We start from the raw sequence: 18,553 nt of genomic DNA, 5'->3' as shown, positions 1-18,553 counted from the left end.
CCGGCGCGATGAACTGCGTGGCGTCCGCGTCGCCGCCCATACCCATGCCCGCGCCCATGCCCGCACCCGGTGCGGCCTCCGGGGGCAGCGGCTGGGCGTACGTCTGGGGCTGAGTGTACTGCTGGGGCTGGGGCTGGGCGTACGGCTGAGGCTGCTCGGCCGGCAGGGGCGGGCCCTGCTGCCCGTACGCCTGGCCCTGGTCGTACTGCCCGTACCGGCCCTGCGGCGACGCGTCCTGCTGCGGCGCGTCCTGCTGCGGCGCCTGCGGCCCCCAGGGCTGACCCCATGGCTGCCCGCCCGCCGGAGCGGACCGGTCGGCCGGCCCGCCCGGTATCCAGGGCTCGCCGCCACCTGCGGGCAGCACGACACCTTCGTGCGCGGGCCGTACAGCAGGGAGCTCCTGCCCGTCACCCTGTCCGCTCTGCGTCACCGGGACTCCTACGTGTATACCTACGGAATCGTCGGCTCACGCTATCGGGTGACAGCCGCCCTCCGCCAAGCGCCCGATATCACTCACACCACCCCTTCACCGGGGCGGTAACACGCCGACCCCGACGACTCAGGTAACGGGGCTCCCGAAAAATCCCTCATCAGACCCCCGGTCAGGCCGCCTGAAGCTCCAGCCGCGCCCCGAACTCCCGGACCGCCGGCTCGTCGCCGTACGGGACCAGCCGCTGCTGCAGATCGTCCAGATACTCCGCGCCCCGGCTCGACCGCACCGTCCCCAGCAGCTCCATCGCCCGCGTCCCCGTATGACACGCCTGCTCCACCTCGCGCAGCTGCACCTGCGCCGTGGCGAGCAGCACCAGACCGATGCCCCGGCGCCGGGACCGGGACTCCGGGAGACCGGCCAGGGACTCCGTCGCCCGGCGCGCGGCCGACTCCGCCTGGCCGAGATCGCGGTGACAGTGCGCCAGCTCGTCGGCGAGATAGGCCGAGTCGAAGTGGGCGATCCATGACGGGTCGTCACCGGTGTCCGGCTCGGCGCGCTCCAGCGCCGTCAGGGCCCGGCCGGCCACCGCCTGGCAGGTCCGGGCATCGCCGAGCAGCGCGTGGCCGCGCGCCTCCGCCGCGTAGAACATCGCCTCGGCGCGCGGGGTGACCCGCCCGCGCGCCCCCTCCTGCGCGGCCCGTGCCAGCTGCGCGATCTCCCGCGGGTTGCCGAGCTGTGCGGCGAGATGGCTCATCGAAGCGGCCAGCACATAGCCGCCGTAAGCCCGCTCGCCCGCCGCCTGCGCCAGCCGCAGAGCCTGGATGTAGTACCGCTGGGCGAGCCCCGGCTGCCCCGTGTCCACCGCCATGTACCCGGCGAGCTCGGTGAGCCGCGCGACCGCCGCGAACAGCTGCCGCCCGACCGTTTCGCGGTACGCCCCCGAGAGCAGCCCGGAGACCACACTGTTCAGGTAGTGCACCAGGACCGGTCGCACATGCCCGCTGCCGAACCGGTGGTCGAGCTCGACCAGCGCCGCCGTCATCGCCCGCACCGCCTCCACGTCCGACATCCCGACCCGCGCCCCCGCAGCGCGCGCCACCTGCGGGTCGGCGCCGGTGATCAGCCAGTCCCTGCTGGGCTCGACCAGTGCCGAGGACGCGACCACCGAACCGGACAGGACGTCGCGGCGGCCGACATCGCTGCGCCACAGCTCGCAGACCTGCTCGATCGCGCCGATCACGGTCGGCGCGAACTGCAGGCCGACGCCGGACGCCAGGTTCTTGCCGTGGGCCATCCCGATCTCGTCGATCGTGACCGTGCGGCCGAGCTTGCGGCCGAGCGCCTCGGCGATGATCCCCGGCGCCCTGCCGCGCGGCTGCTGTCCGCGCAGCCAGCGGGCCACGGAGGTCTTGTCGTAACGGAGGTCGAGACCGCGCTCCGCGCCGACCATGTTGACTCGGCGGGCGAGGCCCGCGTTGGAACATCCGGCTTCCTGGATGAGCGCCTGGAGCCGTTCGTTCGGCTGGCGGGCGACGAGAGGCCTGGCTGCCATGTTTCCCCCTGAGGCCGCAGTGATCAGTGAATGGATCACTGCCCGGCATATGCACAAGAAATGCGCACATGCATCGTGTGGGTCTTTTCCGTGGCGTTCACGGTATTCACGGTGTTCACGGCGCTTATCGTGTCGTTGTTCGGGTTCGGCGCGTATTCGGCATGGGGGAACTGTTCCGGATTCCCCACATGTGGCTACCCGCCCCTCGACGCGCCGCCTCATGCGCGCCCCCGCCCATGCATCCATGCGCCCCATGTACGGCGCCGATGCGCGTGTACGGGGCCGATGCGCGGTGACCACGTTCACCACGCCCGTAACCCCAGGTGGTTGCGGAAGTTGTGATGTTCGTGGAAGAGCCCATCGCAGTCATGGAAACCGCACAGGTCCCCCAACAACGAGGTGAGCAACTGCTCGACGCCGCGGTGCGGTACGCGGAAGAGCGGCACTGGGACGTGTTCCCCGGCACCTGGCTACGGGTGGCGGAAGGGGCGGAGCGTTGCTCGTGCGGAGAAGACCGCTGTGCCTCCCCCGGAGCCCACCCCACCCGGCCCGACTGGGCGACCCGGTCGACCGGCAGTGGTGCCGCCGCCCGCCGGATGTGGTCCGAGGCGCCCGGGGCATCGGTGCTGCTGCCCACCGGGCGCACCTTCGACGCGATCGACGTACCGGAGTCCGCCGGCTTCCTGGCCCTGGCCCGGATGGAACGGATGAACCTGCCGCTCGGCCCCGTCACCCGCACCCCGGACCGCCGGATGCTCTTCTTCGTGCTGCCGGGCGCGGCGGCCAAGGTGGACGAGCTCGTACGGAGGCTGGGCCGGAGCGCCACCGCGATCGATCTGCTCGGCCGCGGTGAGGGCCACTACGTGGCGGCCCCGCCGACCAGGATCGGCGGGCGCGGCGCGGTGCAGTGGGCGCTCCGGCCCACCCCCGCCAACCGCTGGCTGCCCGACGTGGAAGAGGTCATCGGCCCCCTCGCCTACGCCTGCGGACGGGAAGCAGCCGACAGGCGCGCACGTCTTTCGTAGTCTGGGCCCCTCACACGGGGACACCGAGAGCAGGAGCACCATGTCGGACCGGAACGCGGCGGAATCGGACAGGGCTGTGGAGGCGGGCGGGGCGCGAACGGCGCCGCCCGCCGTTCGCGTACAGGGCCTGTGGAAGCGGTTCGGGGAACAGGTCGCGGTCGCCGGGATCGATCTGGAGCTGCCCGCGGGCAAGTTCATCGGTCTGGTCGGCCCCAACGGCGCGGGCAAGACGACCACGCTGTCGATGGTGACGGGGCTGCTCCGGCCCGACCACGGCACGGTCGAGGTCGGCGGGCACGACGTCTGGCGGGACCCCGTCGAGGTGAAAGCCAGGATCGGTGTCCTGCCGGAGGGGCTGCGGCTCTTCGAACGCCTCTCGGGGCGAGAACTCCTCGCGTACACCGGACGGTTGCGCGGGCTGCCGGGCGCCGAGGTCGACAGGCGGGCCACCCAGCTGCTCGACGTCCTCGACCTGGCGGGCTCCCAGAACAAGCTGGTCGTCGACTACTCGACCGGCATGCGGAAGAAGACCGGGCTCGCCGCGGCGCTGCTGCACAACCCCGAAGTGCTGTTCCTGGACGAGCCGTTCGAGGGCGTCGACCCCGTCTCGGCGCAGACCATCCGCGGGGTCCTGGAGCGGTACACCCGCTCGGGGGCGACCGTCGTCTTCTCCAGCCACGTGATGGAGCTCGTCGAGTCGCTGTGCGACTGGGTGGCCGTCATGGCGGGCGGCACGATCCGGGCGCAGGGCACCCTCGCCGAGGTGCGCGGCCAGGCGGCGTCGCTGCAGAACGCGTTCCTCGAACTCGTCGGCGCGGGGGCCCGGGACACCGGCGACTCCCTCGACTGGCTGGGCGGCACCCGATGAGCGTCCTCGACACACCCGTCGCCCCCGCCGCACGCCCCGCTGCCGGCGCCGACGGCGAAGGGCTCGTCCCCGTCTTCGTACGGCTCAAGCTGACACTGCTGCGCAACGGGCTGCGGCAGTCCTCCGGCAGACGGGCCGTCTACATCTTCTCCGTCGTCCTCACCCTGCTGTTCGCCGCGGGCCAGCTGATCGCGCTGGCCGCGCTGCGCGGCCACGCCCAGGCGGGTTCCCTGACGGTCCTGCTGACCGGGGTGCTGGCGCTCGGCTGGGCGGTGATGCCGCTGTTCTTCCCCAGCGGCGACGAAACCCTCGACCCGAGCAGGCTCGTGATGCTGCCGCTGCGGCCACGCCCGCTGGTCGGGGCGCTGCTGGTGGCGTCGCTCGTCGGCATCGGACCGCTGTTCACGCTCTGTCTGGCGGCCGGTTCGGCGTTCTCGGTGGCACACGGGGCGGCGGCCGTGGTGTGCGCGGTGGTCGCCGTGCCGCTGACCCTGGTGGTGTGTGTCGCGCTGGCGCGGGCCGTCGCCACGGCCAACACCCGGTTGCTGAGCTCCCGCAAGGGCCGCGATCTGGCGGTTCTCAGCGGACTCGTGGTCGCGGTCGGTATCCAGGTCGTGAACTTCGGTGCGCAGCGGCTCGGCCGGTCCGGTGGGCTCGCCACCCTCGACCCGGCGGCGGACGTGGTGCGCTGGCTGCCGCCCGCCTCGGCGATCGGCGCGGTGGACTCGGCGGCGCAGGGGTCGTACGGGCGGGCCGTGGCGCAACTGCTGCTCTCCGTCGCGGCGCTGGGTGCGCTGGTGTGGCTGTGGCAGCGGAGTCTGGTCAAGCTGATGACCGCCCCGGACGGTTCCACCCTTGCCGCCGCCGGAACGGCCCGGGAGAAGTCCGGCAAGGGCGGCTCCCGGCTCTCCGCGCTGCTGCCCGAGGGCCGCACGGGGACGGTGATACGGCGCAGTCTGCGGTACGTGGCACGGGACCCGAAGACCAAGGCCGCCTGGGTGACGGCTCTCGCCATCGGGCTGATCGTGCCGCTGCTCAACGCGGTGCAGGGCACCGGCTCGGTCTACTTCGCGTGCTTCGCCGCCGGAATGCTCGGCATCCAGATGTACAACCAGTTCGGGCAGGACACCTCCGCGTTCTGGATGGTGGCGCTGACGATCTCCTCCACCCGGGACGCCTACCTCGAACTGCGGGGGCGTGCGACGGCGTTGCTGGTGATCACCCTGCCGTACACGGTCCTGGTGACCGTGGTGACGGCGGCGGTGCTCGGCGACTGGGAGAAGCTGCCGGGCGCCATAGGGCTGTCGCTCGCCCTGCTGGGCGCGATGCTGGCGACGGGGGCGCTGGCATCGGCCAACTTCCCGTACTCGATCCCTCAGGACAGCGGGTTCAAGAACGTGGCACCGGGGCAGGCCGGGCTCGCCTGGATCTCGATCTTCGGTGGCATGGTCTCGGCGGCGGTGCTGTGCGCGCCAGTGATCGTGGCGACGATCTGGCTGCATCTCGTCGACGCGGAGGGCTGGTTGTGGGTGCTGCTGCCGGTCGGCAGCGCGTACGGGGCGCTGGTCGCCTGGGCGGGCCTGCGGCTGGCCGCACCGCGCACGGCGAACCGGCTGCCCGAGATCCTGGCGGCGGTCAGCAAGGGGTGACGCGAGCCGGGTCCGGCCGCCCCGTCACGGGGAGACGGGCTCGCGGTCGTTCTGCGGGTCCTCGGCGAACTCCTCCAGGAACGGTTCGACCGCGGCGCGCCAGCCCTCCGGCTGGTCGTAGTGGACGAGATGGCCGGCGTCCGCCACCTCCGCGTACTGTCCGCGCGGCAGTACGCGGACCATCTCCTGGGCCTCGGCCCGTCCCAGTTCGCCGTCCAGGCCGCGGAGAACCAGCGTCGGGCACCGGACCTGTGCCAGCTCCTCCCAGTGCGCGTCGTACACCCATGTCGCGCGGGACTGGAGCATCTGGCGGCGGGAGAAGACGGGGCGCCAGCCGTCGGCGCGCTCGGCCATCACCTCGGCGAAGAACTCGCCGCGGGCCGGGTTCGGCCGCTCCACCCAGGGGTCGTCCTCGCCGAACCATTTCCGAACGTCGGAGAGCGTCGCGAACGGCACCGGCCAGGACCTGAACCAGTCCTCCCACTCCCGCTGCGAGGCCGCGCCGAGCGCGGAGGCCCGCATGTCGCAGATGACCAGGGCCCGGACCAGATCGGGGCGTTTCGCGGCGAGCTGCCAGGCGGTGAGAGCTCCCATCGAATGGCCGACGACGGTGACGGGGGCCAGGCCGAGCTGTTCGATCGCCGCCTCGGCATCGGCGACGTACGCCTCGCGGGTGTACGGGCCTTCGGCGGGCTTCTCGCTGCGGCCGTGCCCCCGTTGGTCGAGCCCGACCGCCCGGTGCCGCTCGGCGAGCCAGCGGGTGGTGGAGGCCCAGTGGGACGCCCGGCCCATCAGCCCATGGAGCAGTAAGACCCCGGGGGCGTGTTCGCCCTCCGTGTGCTCCTTGGGCGGATCTGCGAACTCCCAGGCCGCGAGACGTACACCGTCGGATCCGGTTACATCGATGCGCCGCACCATGTGTCCTGGCACCCCCTTCTGGTCCTCGACAACCGCTCGATCGCCGTGTGGTCGCGTCACGCCAGACTATCGAACCTGTATTCGAAAATCGGTGTCCGGCTCGCAACACCCCTCGTTCGAGTGACCCCTTCCAAGGATTGACGTCGCTCCCGGAGGGGAGATCTTCTCCGTGAGGCGGACCACTCGGGGATGAGGGTCCGTGGGGGCCGACCTTGAGAGCTCGGGGCTCCAGGTCGGAACAGGGGAGGACAGGCCCCGGCGCCGCGCGGCGCCGGGGCTCTCCCACGTCCAGGGGGCATGCGGGGCGGCGGGCGCCGGGGCAGACGGGGCCGGAGCGGTCCGGGTGCTCGCGATCGTGACAGCCGCCCTCTGCTGCACATGCCAGTACGACGGGCGCATCCGCTGCTCCCTCCCCGACCGCATGGCCAGGCGGCCGACACTCTCAGGTATGACTCAGCCACAGCCTGGCACGAGAGGCGCCCGGCCGCTTGCCATTCGGGACGGAAAAACGGAAACCGGACGTTACGCTTCGGCAACCGCGTCCGGGGCGGCGCGCGGTCCACATGCGGCCCTCCCGGGCCGCCTTCGGTCAGCGCTTGGCCACGAACACGTGCGAGGCGACCTCGGAGTCCAGCTCGGCCGCCTCACCACTGCTGCCGACCAGCACCCCGCCCGGCGACTGCGTCACGCTGACCACGGAACCGGGCTGCACGCCCGCGCGCCGCAACGTATACATCAGCTGGGCGTCCGTCTGGATCGGCTCACCGATCCTGCGCACCACCACGGTCTTGCCGTCGGCGCCCGGGTCGAGCTCCGACAGGCTCACCATGCCGTCGTTCAGGAACGGGTCGGCCTCGGCCTTCTCCCCCAGCTCCTCCAGGCCCGGGATCGGATTCCCGTACGGGGACTCCGTCGGGTGCCGCAGCAGCTCCAGCACCCGCCGCTCCACCGCCTCGCTCATCACGTGCTCCCAGCGGCAGGCCTCGGCGTGCACCTGTTCCCACTCCAGGCCGATCACGTCGACGAGCAGGCACTCCGCGAGGCGGTGCTTGCGCATCACCCGGGTCGCCAGCCGGCGGCCCTCCTCCGTCAGCTCCAGATGCCGGTCGCCCGCGACCTGCACCAGGCCGTCGCGCTCCATCCGCGCCACCGTCTGGCTGACCGTCGGACCGCTCTGGTCCAGCCGTTCCGCGATCCGGGCGCGCATGGGAACGACACCTTCCTCTTCGAGTTCGAGGATGGTGCGGAGATACATCTCCGTTGTGTCGATCAGTCCGGACATTCGTGCCCCTCGATGCTGTGACATGAAAAACGTCGTGCGCTGGCCCTCAAGCAATTCTGACGCATACCGCTGACAACCGTGCCGCGCCGACCGAACCCCGGACCGTCCGCATACGTCGCGGCCGGTATTGACAGGTCACTGGTCCGGACCGCAACGTGATCCGCGGCACGGACACCCCACCCCTGCGGAAAGGGCCTCCTCGATGAGCGACAGCAAGCCGGCCGGTCAGTTCTTCGACGCAGCGATCGGCCTGCTGGAGCGTGTACGCGACGAGGAGGCCGACACGATCGCGGCCGCCGGCGCCGCCATCGCCGACACCGTCGAAGCGGGCGGCCGGCTCTTCGCGTTCGGCGCCGGCCACTCGTCGCTCGCCGCCCAGGACGTCGTCTACCGGGCCGGTGGACTGGCCCTGATGAACCTGCTCGTCGTGCCGGGCACGCTCGGCGTCGACGTCATGCCGGCGACGCTCGGGTCGGCGCTGGAACGGGTCGAGGGGCTGGCCGGCGCCGTGCTCGACTCCAGCCCGGCGAGCGCCGGCGACCTGCTGGTGATCATCTCGCTCTCCGGGCGCAACGCCTTGCCCGTCGAAATAGCGGTCAACGCGCGGGCACTCGGCCTGAAGGTCATCGGCGTCACGTCGGTCGCCTACGCGGAAGGGACGCGGTCGCGGCATGTCTCGGGCGGGTTCCTGCGGGACCACTGCGACATCGTCATCGACAGCAAGATCGCGATCGGCGACGCGGAGCTGACGGCAAAGGGCGTCGAGGCGCCGTTCGCACCCGCGTCGACGGTGGTCACCAGTGCGGTGATGCAGGCCATGATGGCGACGGCCGCGGAGCGGTTGGTCGAGCGGGGGATCGAGCCGCCGCTGCTGCGGTCCGGGAACGTCGATGGCGGGCACGAGTGGAACGGGCGCGTGATGGCCGAGTACGCGGATCGGATCTTCTACCGGTACTGAGCCGAGAGAGGGGTGCGCGGTCGGGTGCGGGTTCACCGGGTGAACGGTTCCGTCCTCGAACACCGGACGGACCGGATCGGCCGCCCAGCGGGCTACGGGGTTGCGGGCAGTGTCCGGGACAGGTCCACCGCTGTCGCCACCCGGGCCGCCACGCTCTCGGCGTACGTCGCGTCCTGACGTTCGAAAGGGCTGCGGTTCGCCGCCCGGAGGAACGTCACCACGCCCAGCGTCCGGGCCCGGCTCCGCAGCACCGCGCACAGGGCGTGGACCGAGTCGCCCGGCCACTGACGGTCCGCCGCCCAGGTCCCGGCCCCCGGAGCCGTACCGGCGCTCACGCGGACCGAGCCCGTGCGGTCCAACGCCTGGAGCGCCGGATGGCCCGGGGCGTAGCGGAGCGGAACACCGCCTCCCACCACGGGCCGGCACGGGCCGGGGGCGTCGGCCGGTGTCGCCGCCGCCCGAACCAGCCGCACCCCCGCCACCAGATCGATCAGCGCATGGTCGGCGAAGCCCGCGAGCGCGTAGTCCACGTAGGACGTCGCCGCCTCCATCGGATCCTCGCACTCGGCCGCCGACCGGCACGCCCGGTGCAGCTGGTTCGACCGGAACCGCACCCGGTCCGCCTCCTGCGCCGCCAGCCGCTCCGCCGTCACGTCCTGGAACAGCCAGCCGACCCCCAGCGGAACGGGCCCCTCGGCGAGCGGCGACGCCAACTGCAGGAACCCGCTGTGCCAGCAGCGGCGCCGGTCCCCCTTCGCCGTCCGTTGCGTCACCCACAGGTCGGCCGGCGCGGGCGGGGACCCCTCGGCGAGGACGTGCTGCAGCGCGCCCTCCAGGTCCTCGACACCCTGCGCGAGCAGCTCTCCGAGCGGGCGTCCCAGCATCGTCGTACGGCCGCCGCCCAGCGCCCGAGCCGCATACGCGTTGACGACCGTCGGCCGCAGGTCCACGTCGACGAGGACCACACCCCAGGAGGCGTCCTCGAACAGCGCCTCGCTGAGGGCGATCGACCGCTCCAGGTCGATCTGCGCGTGCACCTCGCCGAACGCGCAGTAGACCCCGGCCGCCGTCCCGTCCGCCCCCCGCACCCCGGCCGCCTGGGTCCGTACGAGCACCCGGCCGCCGTCCTTGCGCAGCAGCGCGAACTCGTGGACCTGGCGGCCCGGCGCGTCCATGGCCGCCATCAGCCGCCCGTGCACCTCACCCGCGTCCGCATGGCGCACCGCCCACCCCGCGAACCCGGGCCGTCCCACCGCTTCCTCGGCTGTCCAGCCGAGAATCCGCTCGGCCTCACGGTTCCAGTGGGTGATCGCGCCGCCCGCGTCGAACGCGCAGAGCGCCGCGTCCATGCCGTCGAGCAACGCCGCGAGCAGCTCCGACCCGGGGATGGGATCGGGCCCGAGGGCGTCGGTGATCCCACTGCTCCTGGAAGCGCTCATCCCGGACCCCCTGCCGGACGTGTCCGCCGTTGCCGCACGTCAGATCATTGAACTCGAACGTGACTCAGCACACATCGAATTCCGGGAAATCGGTCGAGCCCGTCGTGCGAGTTCACCGACTAAGCTTGACTATTAACCCCACCAAGATCATGTCTTGGTGGGGTTCGTCGTTCGCCTGACAGCTGGGCGGCCTTTGCGTCATCGTGTCTTCTCGCTGAAGTCGACAGTCGATCAACCCAAAGGCCGTGATGGACAGTCTGCAAGACGACGCTGCGCGCGTCGAGGCATTGACCGGGTTATCCCGGTTTCGCCGCGAGTTCTACGAGTGCCCGACCCTGCGGGCGGATGCTCTGTTCAAGCTGGCGGACGCGGTGCTGTGTGCCGGCGGGCCGGTGGTCTCGCTGCCGGAGTTGTCGCTGGCGGCAGTGCACCGGCGTGCGCACGGGGCGATGTACGACGCGCTGGCCCAGGGCCACATCGCCGTGTCCCGCCTGCGGATGGCGCTGGCAGGCCTTGAACTGCCGCGCGGGGCGGACCGGCAGCTGTCGATCGCGCTGGACGTCACTCCGTGGCCGCGTCCGGACGCCGAGTGCTCGCCGGAGCGCCTGCACTGCCACCGTCCGTGTCGCTGCGACGGGGTTCGCCAGACCATCCCGGGCTGGCCCTACCAGGTGGCCGCGGCCCTGGGCGGTGGCCGCTCCTCGTGGACAGGGCCGCTGGACGCAGTGCGGCTGGGGCCCGAGGACGATCCCACCGAGGTCACCGCGACTCAGATCCGTGACCTGCGCGCCCGCCTGCAGCGGGCCGGGCAATGGCGACCGGGCGACCCGCCGGTCCTGTTCGTCCTGGACTCCGGCTACGACCTCGTGCGCCTGACCTGGCTGCTGCGCGATGAACCCGTGCGGCTGCTGGGCCGCATCCGCGCGGACCGGGTGATGTATGCACCGGCTGGCAAGCGCCGCGGAACGAACCCCGGGCGCCAGCCCCGGCATGGAGCGGAGTTCCGCCTGGCCCAGGTCACGACCCATCCGGCGCCGGTCCAGGAGTCGGCCGGCGTCCACGACCGCTTCGGCCAAGTCCTCGCCCGCTGCTGGGGCCGCCTGCACCCCAGGCTGGACCGGCGCGGCTCCTGGCTCGCTGGTGCCCAGCACCTCGATGCGGACCTGCTCGACCAGATGCCGGATCAGCTGCTTGCGGTCCGCGTCGGTGGTGGTGGGCGCGTGCCAGATGCCCGGGACGTCAGCGGCCAGAGCCCTGATCTGTGCCCGTTCCTCGGCGCTGAGGGTGCGCGGGCGCACAGCGAGGAAGCGGTCGTACTCCTCGCCGAGCCTCTGGCGCTCGGTCATCGCCGTCTCCCAGTCCCTCTCTAACTGCCGTACCACCAGGCGGTTCTCCGGTTCGGCCAGTTGGTACTGGCGCCGTGCGCGGTCCACGGCGTAGTCGGCGCGCTCCGCCCCAGATCCTCTGCACCTTCTCGGTCAGGCGTACAACCACTCCGCTCGAGGCAGACCCCGGGTGATCACAGAGCGTGGCAACTACGTGATCGCCCAGGGCCTGTGCCTAGCTCGCGACAGGGCTCCCCACCGCACCTATCTGCGCGACCTCTAACACGAGGAACAATCGGGCATTCGATGTTCGGCAAAAAACACGCCTACGGGTGGTAACGGTCATCTCCTCACCCCGCCCGCCCTTTAACAGAGCTAGCGTCCCGCACTCACACGTTGAAAGGAGATCACTCGCTCCCGCTCCCTCCTCGCGAGGCGAGCCGAGTGAACAGCCCCAGTCATCACGATCAGCGATCAAAGGCCGGTGCCCTTGATGACTACGTTCCCCGCAGGCGAGCAGACCCACCGAGCTGTGCTTCCTCAGCAGCCCGCACTGGAATCCGCGAGAGCAGACACCCCTGGGAGCAGGGACGAAACGGCTCACGGACAACCCGCCATCGCGCGGGGCACCGGCAGGGAACATGGGCGAGGGGAGACCGACGGGCGCAGCACCCGGCCCCGTCGGCGTCACGCCACAAGGGCAGAGACCAGGGACGGTGACGTCCCCTCACGCAGCAACACGTACAGAGGCGGAACAGGCGCAGGCAGAGTCTTCGTCCTCGCGAAGGGCGGACAGCCACTCATGCCCTGCCATCCCGCACGCGCACGCGAATTACTCACCAAGGGGCGCGCTGTCGTCGTACGACATGCCCCCTTCACCATCCGTCTCAAAGACCGCACACGCGCCGGATCCGACGTCACCGGAGTGCAGCTACGGATCGACCCCGGGTCCAAGGGCACCGGTATCGCCCTCACCGACACGAAGAAAGAAACCGGCCCAGGCGACACACCCGTGACCGTTCGGCGCGGACTCTTCTCACTCGAGCTACGCCATCGGGGCGAGCAGATCCACCGGGCCATGGGGCAGCGAGCCGGGTACCGGCACCGACGACGATCGGCGAACTGCCGCTACCGCGCGCGCCGGTCGGACAACCGTACCCGCCGAAAGGACTGGCTACCCCCGTCGGTGCAGCATCGGGTCGACACCACGGTGGCGACCGTCCGCCGCCTCTCCCGGTGGGCTCCAGTCACCGAGATCCACATCGAGCAGGTCGCCTTCGACACCCACGCCATGAGCGCGGGCCACAGCCTCACTGCTGCCGAATACCGCAGCGGCACTCTCGCGGGCACCGAAATCCGCGAATACCTGCTCGCCACACGGGGACGCGCCTGCGCCTACTGCGATGCCACCGGCGTGCCTCTGAACATCGACCACATCCGGCCCCGCAGCCGTGGCGGCTCCGACCGCATCTCGAATCTCACCCTTGCCTGCGCCCCCTGCAACCAGGCCAAAGCCTCCACCCTCGTGGAAGAATTCCTGGCCCACCGCCCGGCCTGCCTCGCGGTGATCCGATCGCAGATCAAGGCTCCCCTCCGCGACGCCGCAGTCATGAACGCGACCCGACAGCTGCTCACTGATGCCCTCGGCACACTCTCCAAGCCGGTGCATGCCTCGTCGGGTGGCCGGACAAAGTGGAACCGTACGGCCATGGGCCTGCCCAAGACCCACACGCTCGACGCCCTCTCCGTCGGGCGACTGGACCACCAGAGCGGAGACGCGATCGTCCGCGTGCCCCAGCCGGTCCAGATCGTGAAGGCGACCGGGCGAGGCACCTACGCCCGCACCACACCCGACCGGTACGGATTCCCCCGGCTCATTCGCCCGCGTCGAAAGCAGCACTACGGTTTCGCCACCGGAGACCTCGTCCGCGCCACCGTGCGCAACGGCAGGTGGGCAGGCACGTGGACCGGGCGTATCTCCGTCCGATCGTCCGGACAGCACAGCCTGACCACGCCCGCCGGCCGCTTCAACGTGTCCCACGTGAACCTGCGGCTGCTCCAGCGGGCCGACGGATACGCGTACAGCGCCGCACAGGAGCCGCTGATGAAAAAGGGTTGAGACACCCGCCGAAGGTTCCTAGGCTGGGGGCCACACGCGAAAGGAGGTGATCCGAAAAGTGCAGTCTTATCGGATTCGTGAGGTGGCTGCGGGCTGACAGCCCGTCGTCGCACTTCGTGCACCTCGGCAGGCTGTCTGCCGAAACCCAAGCAGTCACCGACCCGCGGGCTCGCCGGTAGATCCGGCCGGCTCCTCCGCAAGGAGGAACCAGAGCCCGCGGGTTTCTGCGTGTCCGGGGCCGGTCAGGGGCAGAGGCGTTCCACTCGCCAGCCCTCGCCCTCGCGTACGTACCGCAGCCGGTCGTGGAGACGGTTCTCGTGGCCCTGCCAGAACTCGATCGTCTCCGGTACGACGCGGAAGCCGCCCCACTCGGGGGGTGCGGGGATGTGCTCGCCCTCCGGGTAGCGGGCCGCCAGTTCCTCGTACCGGTCGATGAGTTCCTGGCGGGAGCCGATGACCGTCGACTGCTCGCTCGCCCAGGCGCCCAGCTGGGAGCCGTGCGGGCGGGTGCGGAAGTAGGCGACCGTCTCCTCGCGGGCGATGCGGGCCGCGGCGCCGGTGACGATGACCTGGCGGGCCAGCGGGTGCCAGGGGAAGAGCAGGGAGACATACGGGTTGGCGGCCAGCTCGCGGCCCTTGCGGGAGGCGTAGTTGGTGAAGAAGACGAAGCCGCGGTCGTCGTACTTCTTCAGCAGCACCGTCCGGGACGAGGGGCGGCCGTCGGGTGTGGCCGTGGAGACCACCATGGCGTTCGGCTCGTAGACCATTCCACCTGCGGCGATCTGCCGGAACCAGTGGGCGAACTGCTGCATGGGGTTGGCGTCGAGCGTGTCCTCGGTGAAGCCCTCGGAGCGGTACTGCTCGCGCATCGCGGCCGGATCGGTGGTGGAATCGGAAGGGGAATCTGCGGTGGGCACGGGGTCATCCTGCCGCAGGGGCCGAGTCTGCCCGGTGAGGAGGGGTGTCAATCGCGCACGGATGAAGTGGGTGGCTGTGCCGGATGTCACGCTTCCCCGCGTCGTGGGAACCCGCCAATATCTTGGGGCAGGCCACTGTGGCCTCCATACAGCCGTCCACCGAGGGAGCCGCCATGTCCGACTTCGTACCGGGACTAGAGGGAGTCATCGCGTTCGAGACGGAGATCGCCGAACCCGACAAGGAGGGTGGCTCGCTCCGCTACCGCGGGGTCGACATCGAGGATCTCGTCGGTCATGTGTCGTTCGGGAACGTGTGGGGTCTGCTGGTCGACGGGGCGTTCAACCCCGGGCTGCCGCCCGCCGAGCCGTTCCCGATCCCGGTCCACTCGGGTGACATCCGGGTCGATGTGCAGTCCGCGCTGGCCATGCTGGCGCCGGTCTGGGGCCTGAAGCCGCTCCTCGACATCGACGAGGAGACCGCCCGCAACGATCTGGCGCGGGCCGCCGTGATGGCGCTGTCGTACGTCGCCCAGTCGGCGCGCGGCCAGGGGCTGCCGATGGTCCCGCAGAGCGAGATCGACAAGGCGCAGTCCGTCGTCGAGCGGTTCATGATCCGCTGGCGCGGGGAGCCGGACCCGAAGCACGTCAAGGCCGTCGACGCGTACTGGACGTCGGCCGCCGAGCACGGCATGAACGCGTCCACGTTCACCGCCCGGGTCATCGCGTCGACCGGCGCCGATGTGGCGGCCGCGTTGTCCGGCGCGGTGGGTGCGATGTCGGGTCCGCTGCACGGCGGCGCCCCGTCCCGGGTCCTCGGCATGATCGAGGAGATCGAGCGGACCGGCGACGCCACCGCGTACGTGAAGAAGGCCCTGGACAAGGGTGAGCGGCTGATGGGCTTCGGACACCGGGTCTACCGGGCCGAGGACCCGCGGGCGCGCGTGCTGCGGCGTACGGCGAAGGAACTGGGCGCGCCGCGGTTCGAGGTGGCCCAGGCGCTGGAGAAGGCCGCGCTGGAGGAGCTGCACGCGCGGCGCCCGGACCGGGTGCTGGCGACGAACGTGGAGTTCTGGGCGGCGATCATGCTGGACTTCGCCGAGGTCCCGGCCCACATGTTCACATCGATGTTCACGTGCGCGCGTACGGCGGGATGGTCGGCGCACATCCTGGAGCAGAAGCGCACGGGGCGGCTGGTGCGGCCGTCGGCGAGGTATGTCGGACCCGGGCCGCGCGACCCGCGGGAGATCGAGGGATATGACCAGATCACGGATCTGGCGAACTGACGTTCCCGGTACCGCGCAAGCCCGGCGCGATCCGGACAAGAGTGCCTAGAGCTTGCCGCGGAGAGTGACGGTGCGGTGTCCGCCGAGGCGGCGCCGCACCTCCTGTTCGAAGCCGTGGGTCAGCTCCGCCCAGTTCCAGAAGGTGAGGCCGAGCCGCCCGCAGGCGTAGTAGTCGTCCTCCCAGCTCCAGCGGTCGATGCCGGAGGGCCGGCGGCAGGAGGGGCACTCCACGACGCCTTCGCCGCCGTTCGCCCAGGCGCCGAGCCGGCCCGCGAGCGGGGCCCAGGCGCTGTCGACGGGGCACCAGGTGTCGTCGACGAGGCGGATCTCGGTGGCGCAGAGCGGGCAGGTGGCAGCTCCCGCGTCGCCCTGGCCGCTGTCGAAGACGGTGCGTCCGGTCGCGACGTAGAGGCCGTTGCTCCACAGGTCGACCGGTTCCGGGTCGTCGACGGCCTTGGCGTGGTTCGGACCAGGTGCGTTGCCGTAGCCGTCTCCGTCGAGGACGCAGTCGGTGCGCTCGGCGCTGACGATTCCTTCGGCGATCAGCCAGTCGAGGAGCCCGGCGCCGAGTGGTGCGGCGTCCTGCTCGGTGGCGTCGAGGTCGACGATCGTCTGGAAGTAGTCGCCCATTCGCTCCCCCACGGCTCAGTTCAGTGCGTCGTCCACCAGCGCTGCCCACTGTGCCACGACCCTCTGACGCCGGGCGGTGTCATCGGTCAGCACGTTGGCCAGCCCGAGGCCGCGGGCCATGTCGAGGAGTCCCTGGACGGTTTCGCGTGCGCCGGGCTTCGTCTCGTCCGCGTCGAGGAGTTCGACGGCGATGCGGTGGGTCTCGCGGCCCACGCGGGCTTCGAGTTCGGTGACGCGGGGGCGGAGCTGGGGTTCGTTGGACGCGGCGACCCAGAGCTGGAGGGCGGCGCGGAAGAGCGGGCCGGTGTAGAGATCGACGAGGGCGGCGACGACAGCCGTACGGCCCTGGACGGGCAGGGCGCGCAGGGCGGCGGAGCGTTCCTCGGCGACGTATTCGACGGCGGCGGTGAACAGGTCCTCGCGGGTGGGGAAGTGGTGCTGGGCGGCGCCTCGGGAGACCCCGGCGTGTTCGGCGACGACGGAGACCGTGGAGCCTGCCCAGCCGTGTTCGGCGAGGCAGGCGACCGCGGCTTCGAGCAGCCGTTGGCGGGTGGCGCGGCTGCGGTCCTGCTTGGGGGTCCTGTCGGTGGGGGGCGTCACAACGCCCATGCGGGGTCCCGTCGTTCGAGGAAGGCCGTCATCCCCTCCCGTGCCTCGGAGGCGAAGAGTGCCGCCGAGCGGGCGATGAGGTCTTCGGCGTACTGGTCGAAACTCTCCCGCACAGTAGCTGTGACCAGCTCCTTCGATGCTGCCAGCCCCTGCGGTGAGGCCCGGCGCAGTCCGTCCAGTACGGGTACGAGTGCTTTGTCGACGTCCTCGGCGGCGATGGTGACGAGGGAGATGCGGGCCGCTTCGGCCGCGTCGAACCGTTCTCCGGTGAGGTAGTAGCGGGCGGCGGCCCTGGGGTCGGTGCGGGGCAGCAGCGGCATCGAGATCACGGCGGGGGCCAGGCCCAGCCGGGACTCGGTGAGGGCGAAGGTCGAGGCGGGTCCGGCGGCCGAGATGTCGCAGGCCGCGAGGAGGCCGAGTCCGCCGGCCCGGACATGTCCGTCGACGCGGGCCACGACCGGTTTGGGCAGGGTCACGATCTGCCGCATCAGGGCGACGAACGCTTCCGGGTCGGGGGGTGCGCCCAGGTCCGCGCCGGCGCAGAACGTGTTGCCGGTGTGGGTGAGTACCACGGCCCGCACGGTGTCGTCCTCGCCGTGTCCGGCGAGGGTTTCGCGGAGTTCGGCGACGAGCCGCGCGGAGAGCACGTTGCGGTTCGTCGGCGAATCCATCCGTATGGTGGCGATGCCGCGCTCCCGGCCGGTGCGGACCAGTTTCATGCCTCTTCCGCCCTCTCGCTGAGCTTTTCGTTGGCCTTCTCCCGGTCGCGCAGTTCGCGCCGGAGGATCTTTCCGGAGGTGGCCCTCGGTACGGCGCCGGTGAATTCGGCCTGCCGGACCTTCTTGTGGATCGGCAGGCCGAGCGCCTGGACGTCTGCGTACTCACTGCGGAACACGTTCACCGTGACTCCTCCCCGCCCCGAAAAGGACGGGGCTTCTCGCCAAGCCGTGTTGGCGTTGTGACGGACCAGCCCGGCCCGTAGAACATTGAGTGCTCCCACTGTGTCGGCGTGCGCCGTGTGGCCGCACGACTGGCAATGGAACTTCTCCTGTGTGGGTCGGTTCTCCGCTGAGACGTGCCCGCATTCGGGGCAGGTCCGGGAGGTGTTGCGGGGGTCCACGGCGATGACTTCCCGTCCGGCGCCTTCGGCCTTGGCGTGCGGGATCGTCAGGAACACCCCCCATCCGGCGTCAGGCGGCGCAGGGTCGCCTGCTGCGAGGAGAACGACCAGCGACCCTGATGATCTGGGTCGTACGCCCGGATGTCCTTGAGCTGTGCAGACTTGACGCTGGTCTTCGATCCATGCCGGTAGGCATCGCGGCGTTCCTGCAGCGCTCCGTCGTAGAGCGAGCGGTGATCGGCCAGCATCTCGCCCAGCGCGATCGTCCGACCCACGGTGGGCCGCAGGAGAAACGTGTACGCACGAATCATCCGGCCCCCCTTCCGGTCCGTCCGATCAACATAGCTGGCGCCACTGACAACGCCGAGCACTCCGGTGCTCCGCGCCTCCGGGCCAGGAATCACATTCCATTGCCGCCCGGCCTGA

17 protein-coding genes and 2 pseudogenes are annotated in these 18,553 nt (G+C 71.0%); 7 read left to right on the top strand and 12 right to left on the bottom strand.

Features of this window, described 5'->3' with window-relative positions:
- Nucleotides 1-430 (bottom strand): annotated as a pseudogene (locus AB0I23_RS03300) (hypothetical protein); the annotation flags it as partial.
- Nucleotides 431-602: 172 nt separating this feature from the next.
- On the bottom strand, nucleotides 603-1,985 hold the full coding sequence (locus AB0I23_RS03295) for a transcriptional regulator (protein ID WP_359106393.1): 1,383 nt from the start codon (nucleotides 1,983-1,985) through the stop codon (nucleotides 603-605).
- A gap of 338 nt (nucleotides 1,986-2,323) precedes the next feature.
- Here AB0I23_RS03295 and AB0I23_RS03290 point away from each other — a divergent pair, with 338 nt between their 5' ends.
- From AB0I23_RS03290 to AB0I23_RS03280, 3 genes are read left to right on the top strand one after another with little or no spacing between them, the layout of a single operon-like run.
- Complete coding sequence (locus AB0I23_RS03290) at nucleotides 2,324-3,010, top strand: bifunctional DNA primase/polymerase (RefSeq protein WP_359106391.1); 687 nt, start codon at nucleotides 2,324-2,326, stop codon at nucleotides 3,008-3,010.
- A 40-nt stretch (nucleotides 3,011-3,050) separates the two neighbouring features.
- A complete protein-coding gene (locus tag AB0I23_RS03285; RefSeq protein ID WP_359106389.1) occupies nucleotides 3,051-3,878 on the top strand; it encodes an ABC transporter ATP-binding protein in 828 nt (275 codons plus the stop codon).
- Nucleotides 3,875-5,527: a transporter gene (locus AB0I23_RS03280; RefSeq protein ID WP_359106387.1), complete on the top strand. Its 1,653-nt coding sequence runs from the start codon at nucleotides 3,875-3,877 to the stop codon at nucleotides 5,525-5,527. Before AB0I23_RS03285 ends, AB0I23_RS03280 begins: the two co-directional genes overlap by 4 nt.
- A gap of 24 nt (nucleotides 5,528-5,551) precedes the next feature.
- Here the strand turns inward: AB0I23_RS03280 and AB0I23_RS03275 are convergent, their stop codons facing one another.
- Both AB0I23_RS03275 and AB0I23_RS03270 read right to left on the bottom strand, forming a co-directional pair.
- On the bottom strand, nucleotides 5,552-6,445 hold the full coding sequence (locus AB0I23_RS03275) for an alpha/beta fold hydrolase (protein ID WP_359106386.1): 894 nt from the start codon (nucleotides 6,443-6,445) through the stop codon (nucleotides 5,552-5,554).
- Nucleotides 6,446-7,034: 589 nt separating this feature from the next.
- Nucleotides 7,035-7,727, bottom strand: a complete 693-nt coding sequence (locus AB0I23_RS03270; RefSeq protein WP_266982858.1) for a metal-dependent transcriptional regulator — start codon at nucleotides 7,725-7,727, stop codon at nucleotides 7,035-7,037.
- A 202-nt stretch (nucleotides 7,728-7,929) separates the two neighbouring features.
- On the opposite strand from AB0I23_RS03270, the gene AB0I23_RS03265 reads away from it, so the two are divergent.
- Nucleotides 7,930-8,685 carry an SIS domain-containing protein gene (locus AB0I23_RS03265; RefSeq protein ID WP_359106384.1) on the top strand — a complete coding sequence of 252 codons (756 nt, stop codon included), beginning with the start codon at nucleotides 7,930-7,932 and terminating at the stop codon, nucleotides 8,683-8,685.
- A 92-nt stretch (nucleotides 8,686-8,777) separates the two neighbouring features.
- Here AB0I23_RS03265 and AB0I23_RS03260 read toward each other — a convergent pair whose 3' ends face one another.
- On the bottom strand, nucleotides 8,778-10,124 hold the full coding sequence (locus AB0I23_RS03260; protein WP_359106382.1) for a PAS domain-containing protein: 1,347 nt from the start codon (nucleotides 10,122-10,124) through the stop codon (nucleotides 8,778-8,780).
- Between the two features lie 248 nt (nucleotides 10,125-10,372).
- On the opposite strand from AB0I23_RS03260, the gene AB0I23_RS03255 reads away from it, so the two are divergent.
- Nucleotides 10,373-11,494 carry a transposase gene (locus tag AB0I23_RS03255; protein ID WP_359106380.1) on the top strand — a complete coding sequence of 374 codons (1,122 nt, stop codon included), beginning with the start codon at nucleotides 10,373-10,375 and terminating at the stop codon, nucleotides 11,492-11,494.
- Nucleotides 11,495-11,942: 448 nt separating this feature from the next.
- Nucleotides 11,943-13,568, top strand: a complete 1,626-nt coding sequence (gene iscB, locus AB0I23_RS03250) for an RNA-guided endonuclease IscB (protein WP_359106378.1) — start codon at nucleotides 11,943-11,945, stop codon at nucleotides 13,566-13,568.
- A 242-nt stretch (nucleotides 13,569-13,810) separates the two neighbouring features.
- On the opposite strand, the gene pdxH is transcribed toward iscB, so the two are convergent.
- Nucleotides 13,811-14,437 carry a pyridoxamine 5'-phosphate oxidase gene (pdxH, locus tag AB0I23_RS03245; protein WP_359106916.1) on the bottom strand — a complete coding sequence of 209 codons (627 nt, stop codon included), beginning with the start codon at nucleotides 14,435-14,437 and terminating at the stop codon, nucleotides 13,811-13,813.
- A 221-nt stretch (nucleotides 14,438-14,658) separates the two neighbouring features.
- Here pdxH and AB0I23_RS03240 point away from each other — a divergent pair, with 221 nt between their 5' ends.
- Nucleotides 14,659-15,768: a citrate synthase 2 gene (locus AB0I23_RS03240; protein WP_359106377.1), complete on the top strand. Its 1,110-nt coding sequence runs from the start codon at nucleotides 14,659-14,661 to the stop codon at nucleotides 15,766-15,768.
- A 45-nt stretch (nucleotides 15,769-15,813) separates the two neighbouring features.
- On the opposite strand, the gene AB0I23_RS03235 is transcribed toward AB0I23_RS03240, so the two are convergent.
- The 6 genes and pseudogenes from AB0I23_RS03235 to AB0I23_RS41580 all read right to left on the bottom strand — a co-directional run bounded on the left by AB0I23_RS03235 (nucleotide 15,814) and on the right by AB0I23_RS41580 (nucleotide 18,498).
- Nucleotides 15,814-16,398 carry a hypothetical protein gene (locus tag AB0I23_RS03235; protein WP_359106375.1) on the bottom strand — a complete coding sequence of 195 codons (585 nt, stop codon included), beginning with the start codon at nucleotides 16,396-16,398 and terminating at the stop codon, nucleotides 15,814-15,816.
- A gap of 15 nt (nucleotides 16,399-16,413) precedes the next feature.
- Nucleotides 16,414-17,007 carry a TetR/AcrR family transcriptional regulator gene (locus AB0I23_RS03230; RefSeq protein WP_359106374.1) on the bottom strand — a complete coding sequence of 198 codons (594 nt, stop codon included), beginning with the start codon at nucleotides 17,005-17,007 and terminating at the stop codon, nucleotides 16,414-16,416.
- The gene (locus tag AB0I23_RS03225) at nucleotides 16,995-17,726 is read right to left on the bottom strand and encodes an enoyl-CoA hydratase family protein (RefSeq protein ID WP_359106373.1); all 732 of its coding nucleotides are present in this window, start codon (nucleotides 17,724-17,726) and stop codon (nucleotides 16,995-16,997) included. The genes AB0I23_RS03230 and AB0I23_RS03225 overlap by 13 nt, the downstream gene beginning before the upstream one ends.
- Nucleotides 17,723-17,908, bottom strand: coding sequence for a hypothetical protein (locus tag AB0I23_RS03220; RefSeq protein WP_359106954.1), 186 nt, complete (start codon nucleotides 17,906-17,908; stop codon nucleotides 17,723-17,725). The genes AB0I23_RS03225 and AB0I23_RS03220 overlap by 4 nt, the downstream gene beginning before the upstream one ends.
- Before the next feature lie 141 nt (nucleotides 17,909-18,049).
- A pseudogene (locus AB0I23_RS41585) lies at nucleotides 18,050-18,184 on the bottom strand (zinc ribbon domain-containing protein); the annotation flags it as partial.
- Entirely contained in the window at nucleotides 18,175-18,498 is a 324-nt protein-coding gene (locus AB0I23_RS41580) for a hypothetical protein (protein ID WP_436846867.1), read from the bottom strand. The pseudogene AB0I23_RS41585 and the gene AB0I23_RS41580, both read right to left, overlap by 10 nt.
- Nucleotides 18,499-18,553: the final 55 nt, after the last annotated feature.

Source organism: Streptomyces atratus (assembly GCF_040655115.1).
In the GTDB taxonomy this organism is placed as follows: domain Bacteria; phylum Actinomycetota; class Actinomycetes; order Streptomycetales; family Streptomycetaceae; genus Streptomyces; species Streptomyces atratus_D.
The sequence above is the reverse complement of the archived record's forward strand: the minus strand, read 5'-3'. Positions and strand labels throughout refer to the sequence as shown.

Bases quoted from the DNA above. Each gene is read 5' to 3' on its own strand.
- AB0I23_RS03275 (WP_359106386.1), bottom strand. From the start codon at position 6,445: ATGGTGCGGCGCATCGATGTAACCGGATCCGACGGTGTACGTCTCGCG.
- AB0I23_RS03240 (WP_359106377.1), top strand. From the start codon at position 14,659: ATGTCCGACTTCGTACCGGGACTAGAGGGAGTCATCGCGTTCGAGACG.
- iscB (WP_359106378.1), top strand. From the start codon at position 11,943: ATGACTACGTTCCCCGCAGGCGAGCAGACCCACCGAGCTGTGCTTCCT.
- AB0I23_RS03270 (WP_266982858.1), bottom strand. From the start codon at position 7,727: ATGTCCGGACTGATCGACACAACGGAGATGTATCTCCGCACCATCCTC.
- AB0I23_RS03265 (WP_359106384.1), top strand. From the start codon at position 7,930: ATGAGCGACAGCAAGCCGGCCGGTCAGTTCTTCGACGCAGCGATCGGC.
- AB0I23_RS03230 (WP_359106374.1), bottom strand. From the start codon at position 17,007: ATGGGCGTTGTGACGCCCCCCACCGACAGGACCCCCAAGCAGGACCGC.
- AB0I23_RS03285 (WP_359106389.1), top strand. From the start codon at position 3,051: ATGTCGGACCGGAACGCGGCGGAATCGGACAGGGCTGTGGAGGCGGGC.
- AB0I23_RS03235 (WP_359106375.1), bottom strand. From the start codon at position 16,398: ATGGGCGACTACTTCCAGACGATCGTCGACCTCGACGCCACCGAGCAG.
- AB0I23_RS03255 (WP_359106380.1), top strand. From the start codon at position 10,373: ATGGACAGTCTGCAAGACGACGCTGCGCGCGTCGAGGCATTGACCGGG.
- pdxH (WP_359106916.1), bottom strand. From the start codon at position 14,437: ATGCGCGAGCAGTACCGCTCCGAGGGCTTCACCGAGGACACGCTCGAC.
- AB0I23_RS03280 (WP_359106387.1), top strand. From the start codon at position 3,875: ATGAGCGTCCTCGACACACCCGTCGCCCCCGCCGCACGCCCCGCTGCC.
- AB0I23_RS03295 (WP_359106393.1), bottom strand. From the start codon at position 1,985: ATGGCAGCCAGGCCTCTCGTCGCCCGCCAGCCGAACGAACGGCTCCAG.
- AB0I23_RS03225 (WP_359106373.1), bottom strand. From the start codon at position 17,726: ATGAAACTGGTCCGCACCGGCCGGGAGCGCGGCATCGCCACCATACGG.
- AB0I23_RS03260 (WP_359106382.1), bottom strand. From the start codon at position 10,124: ATGAGCGCTTCCAGGAGCAGTGGGATCACCGACGCCCTCGGGCCCGAT.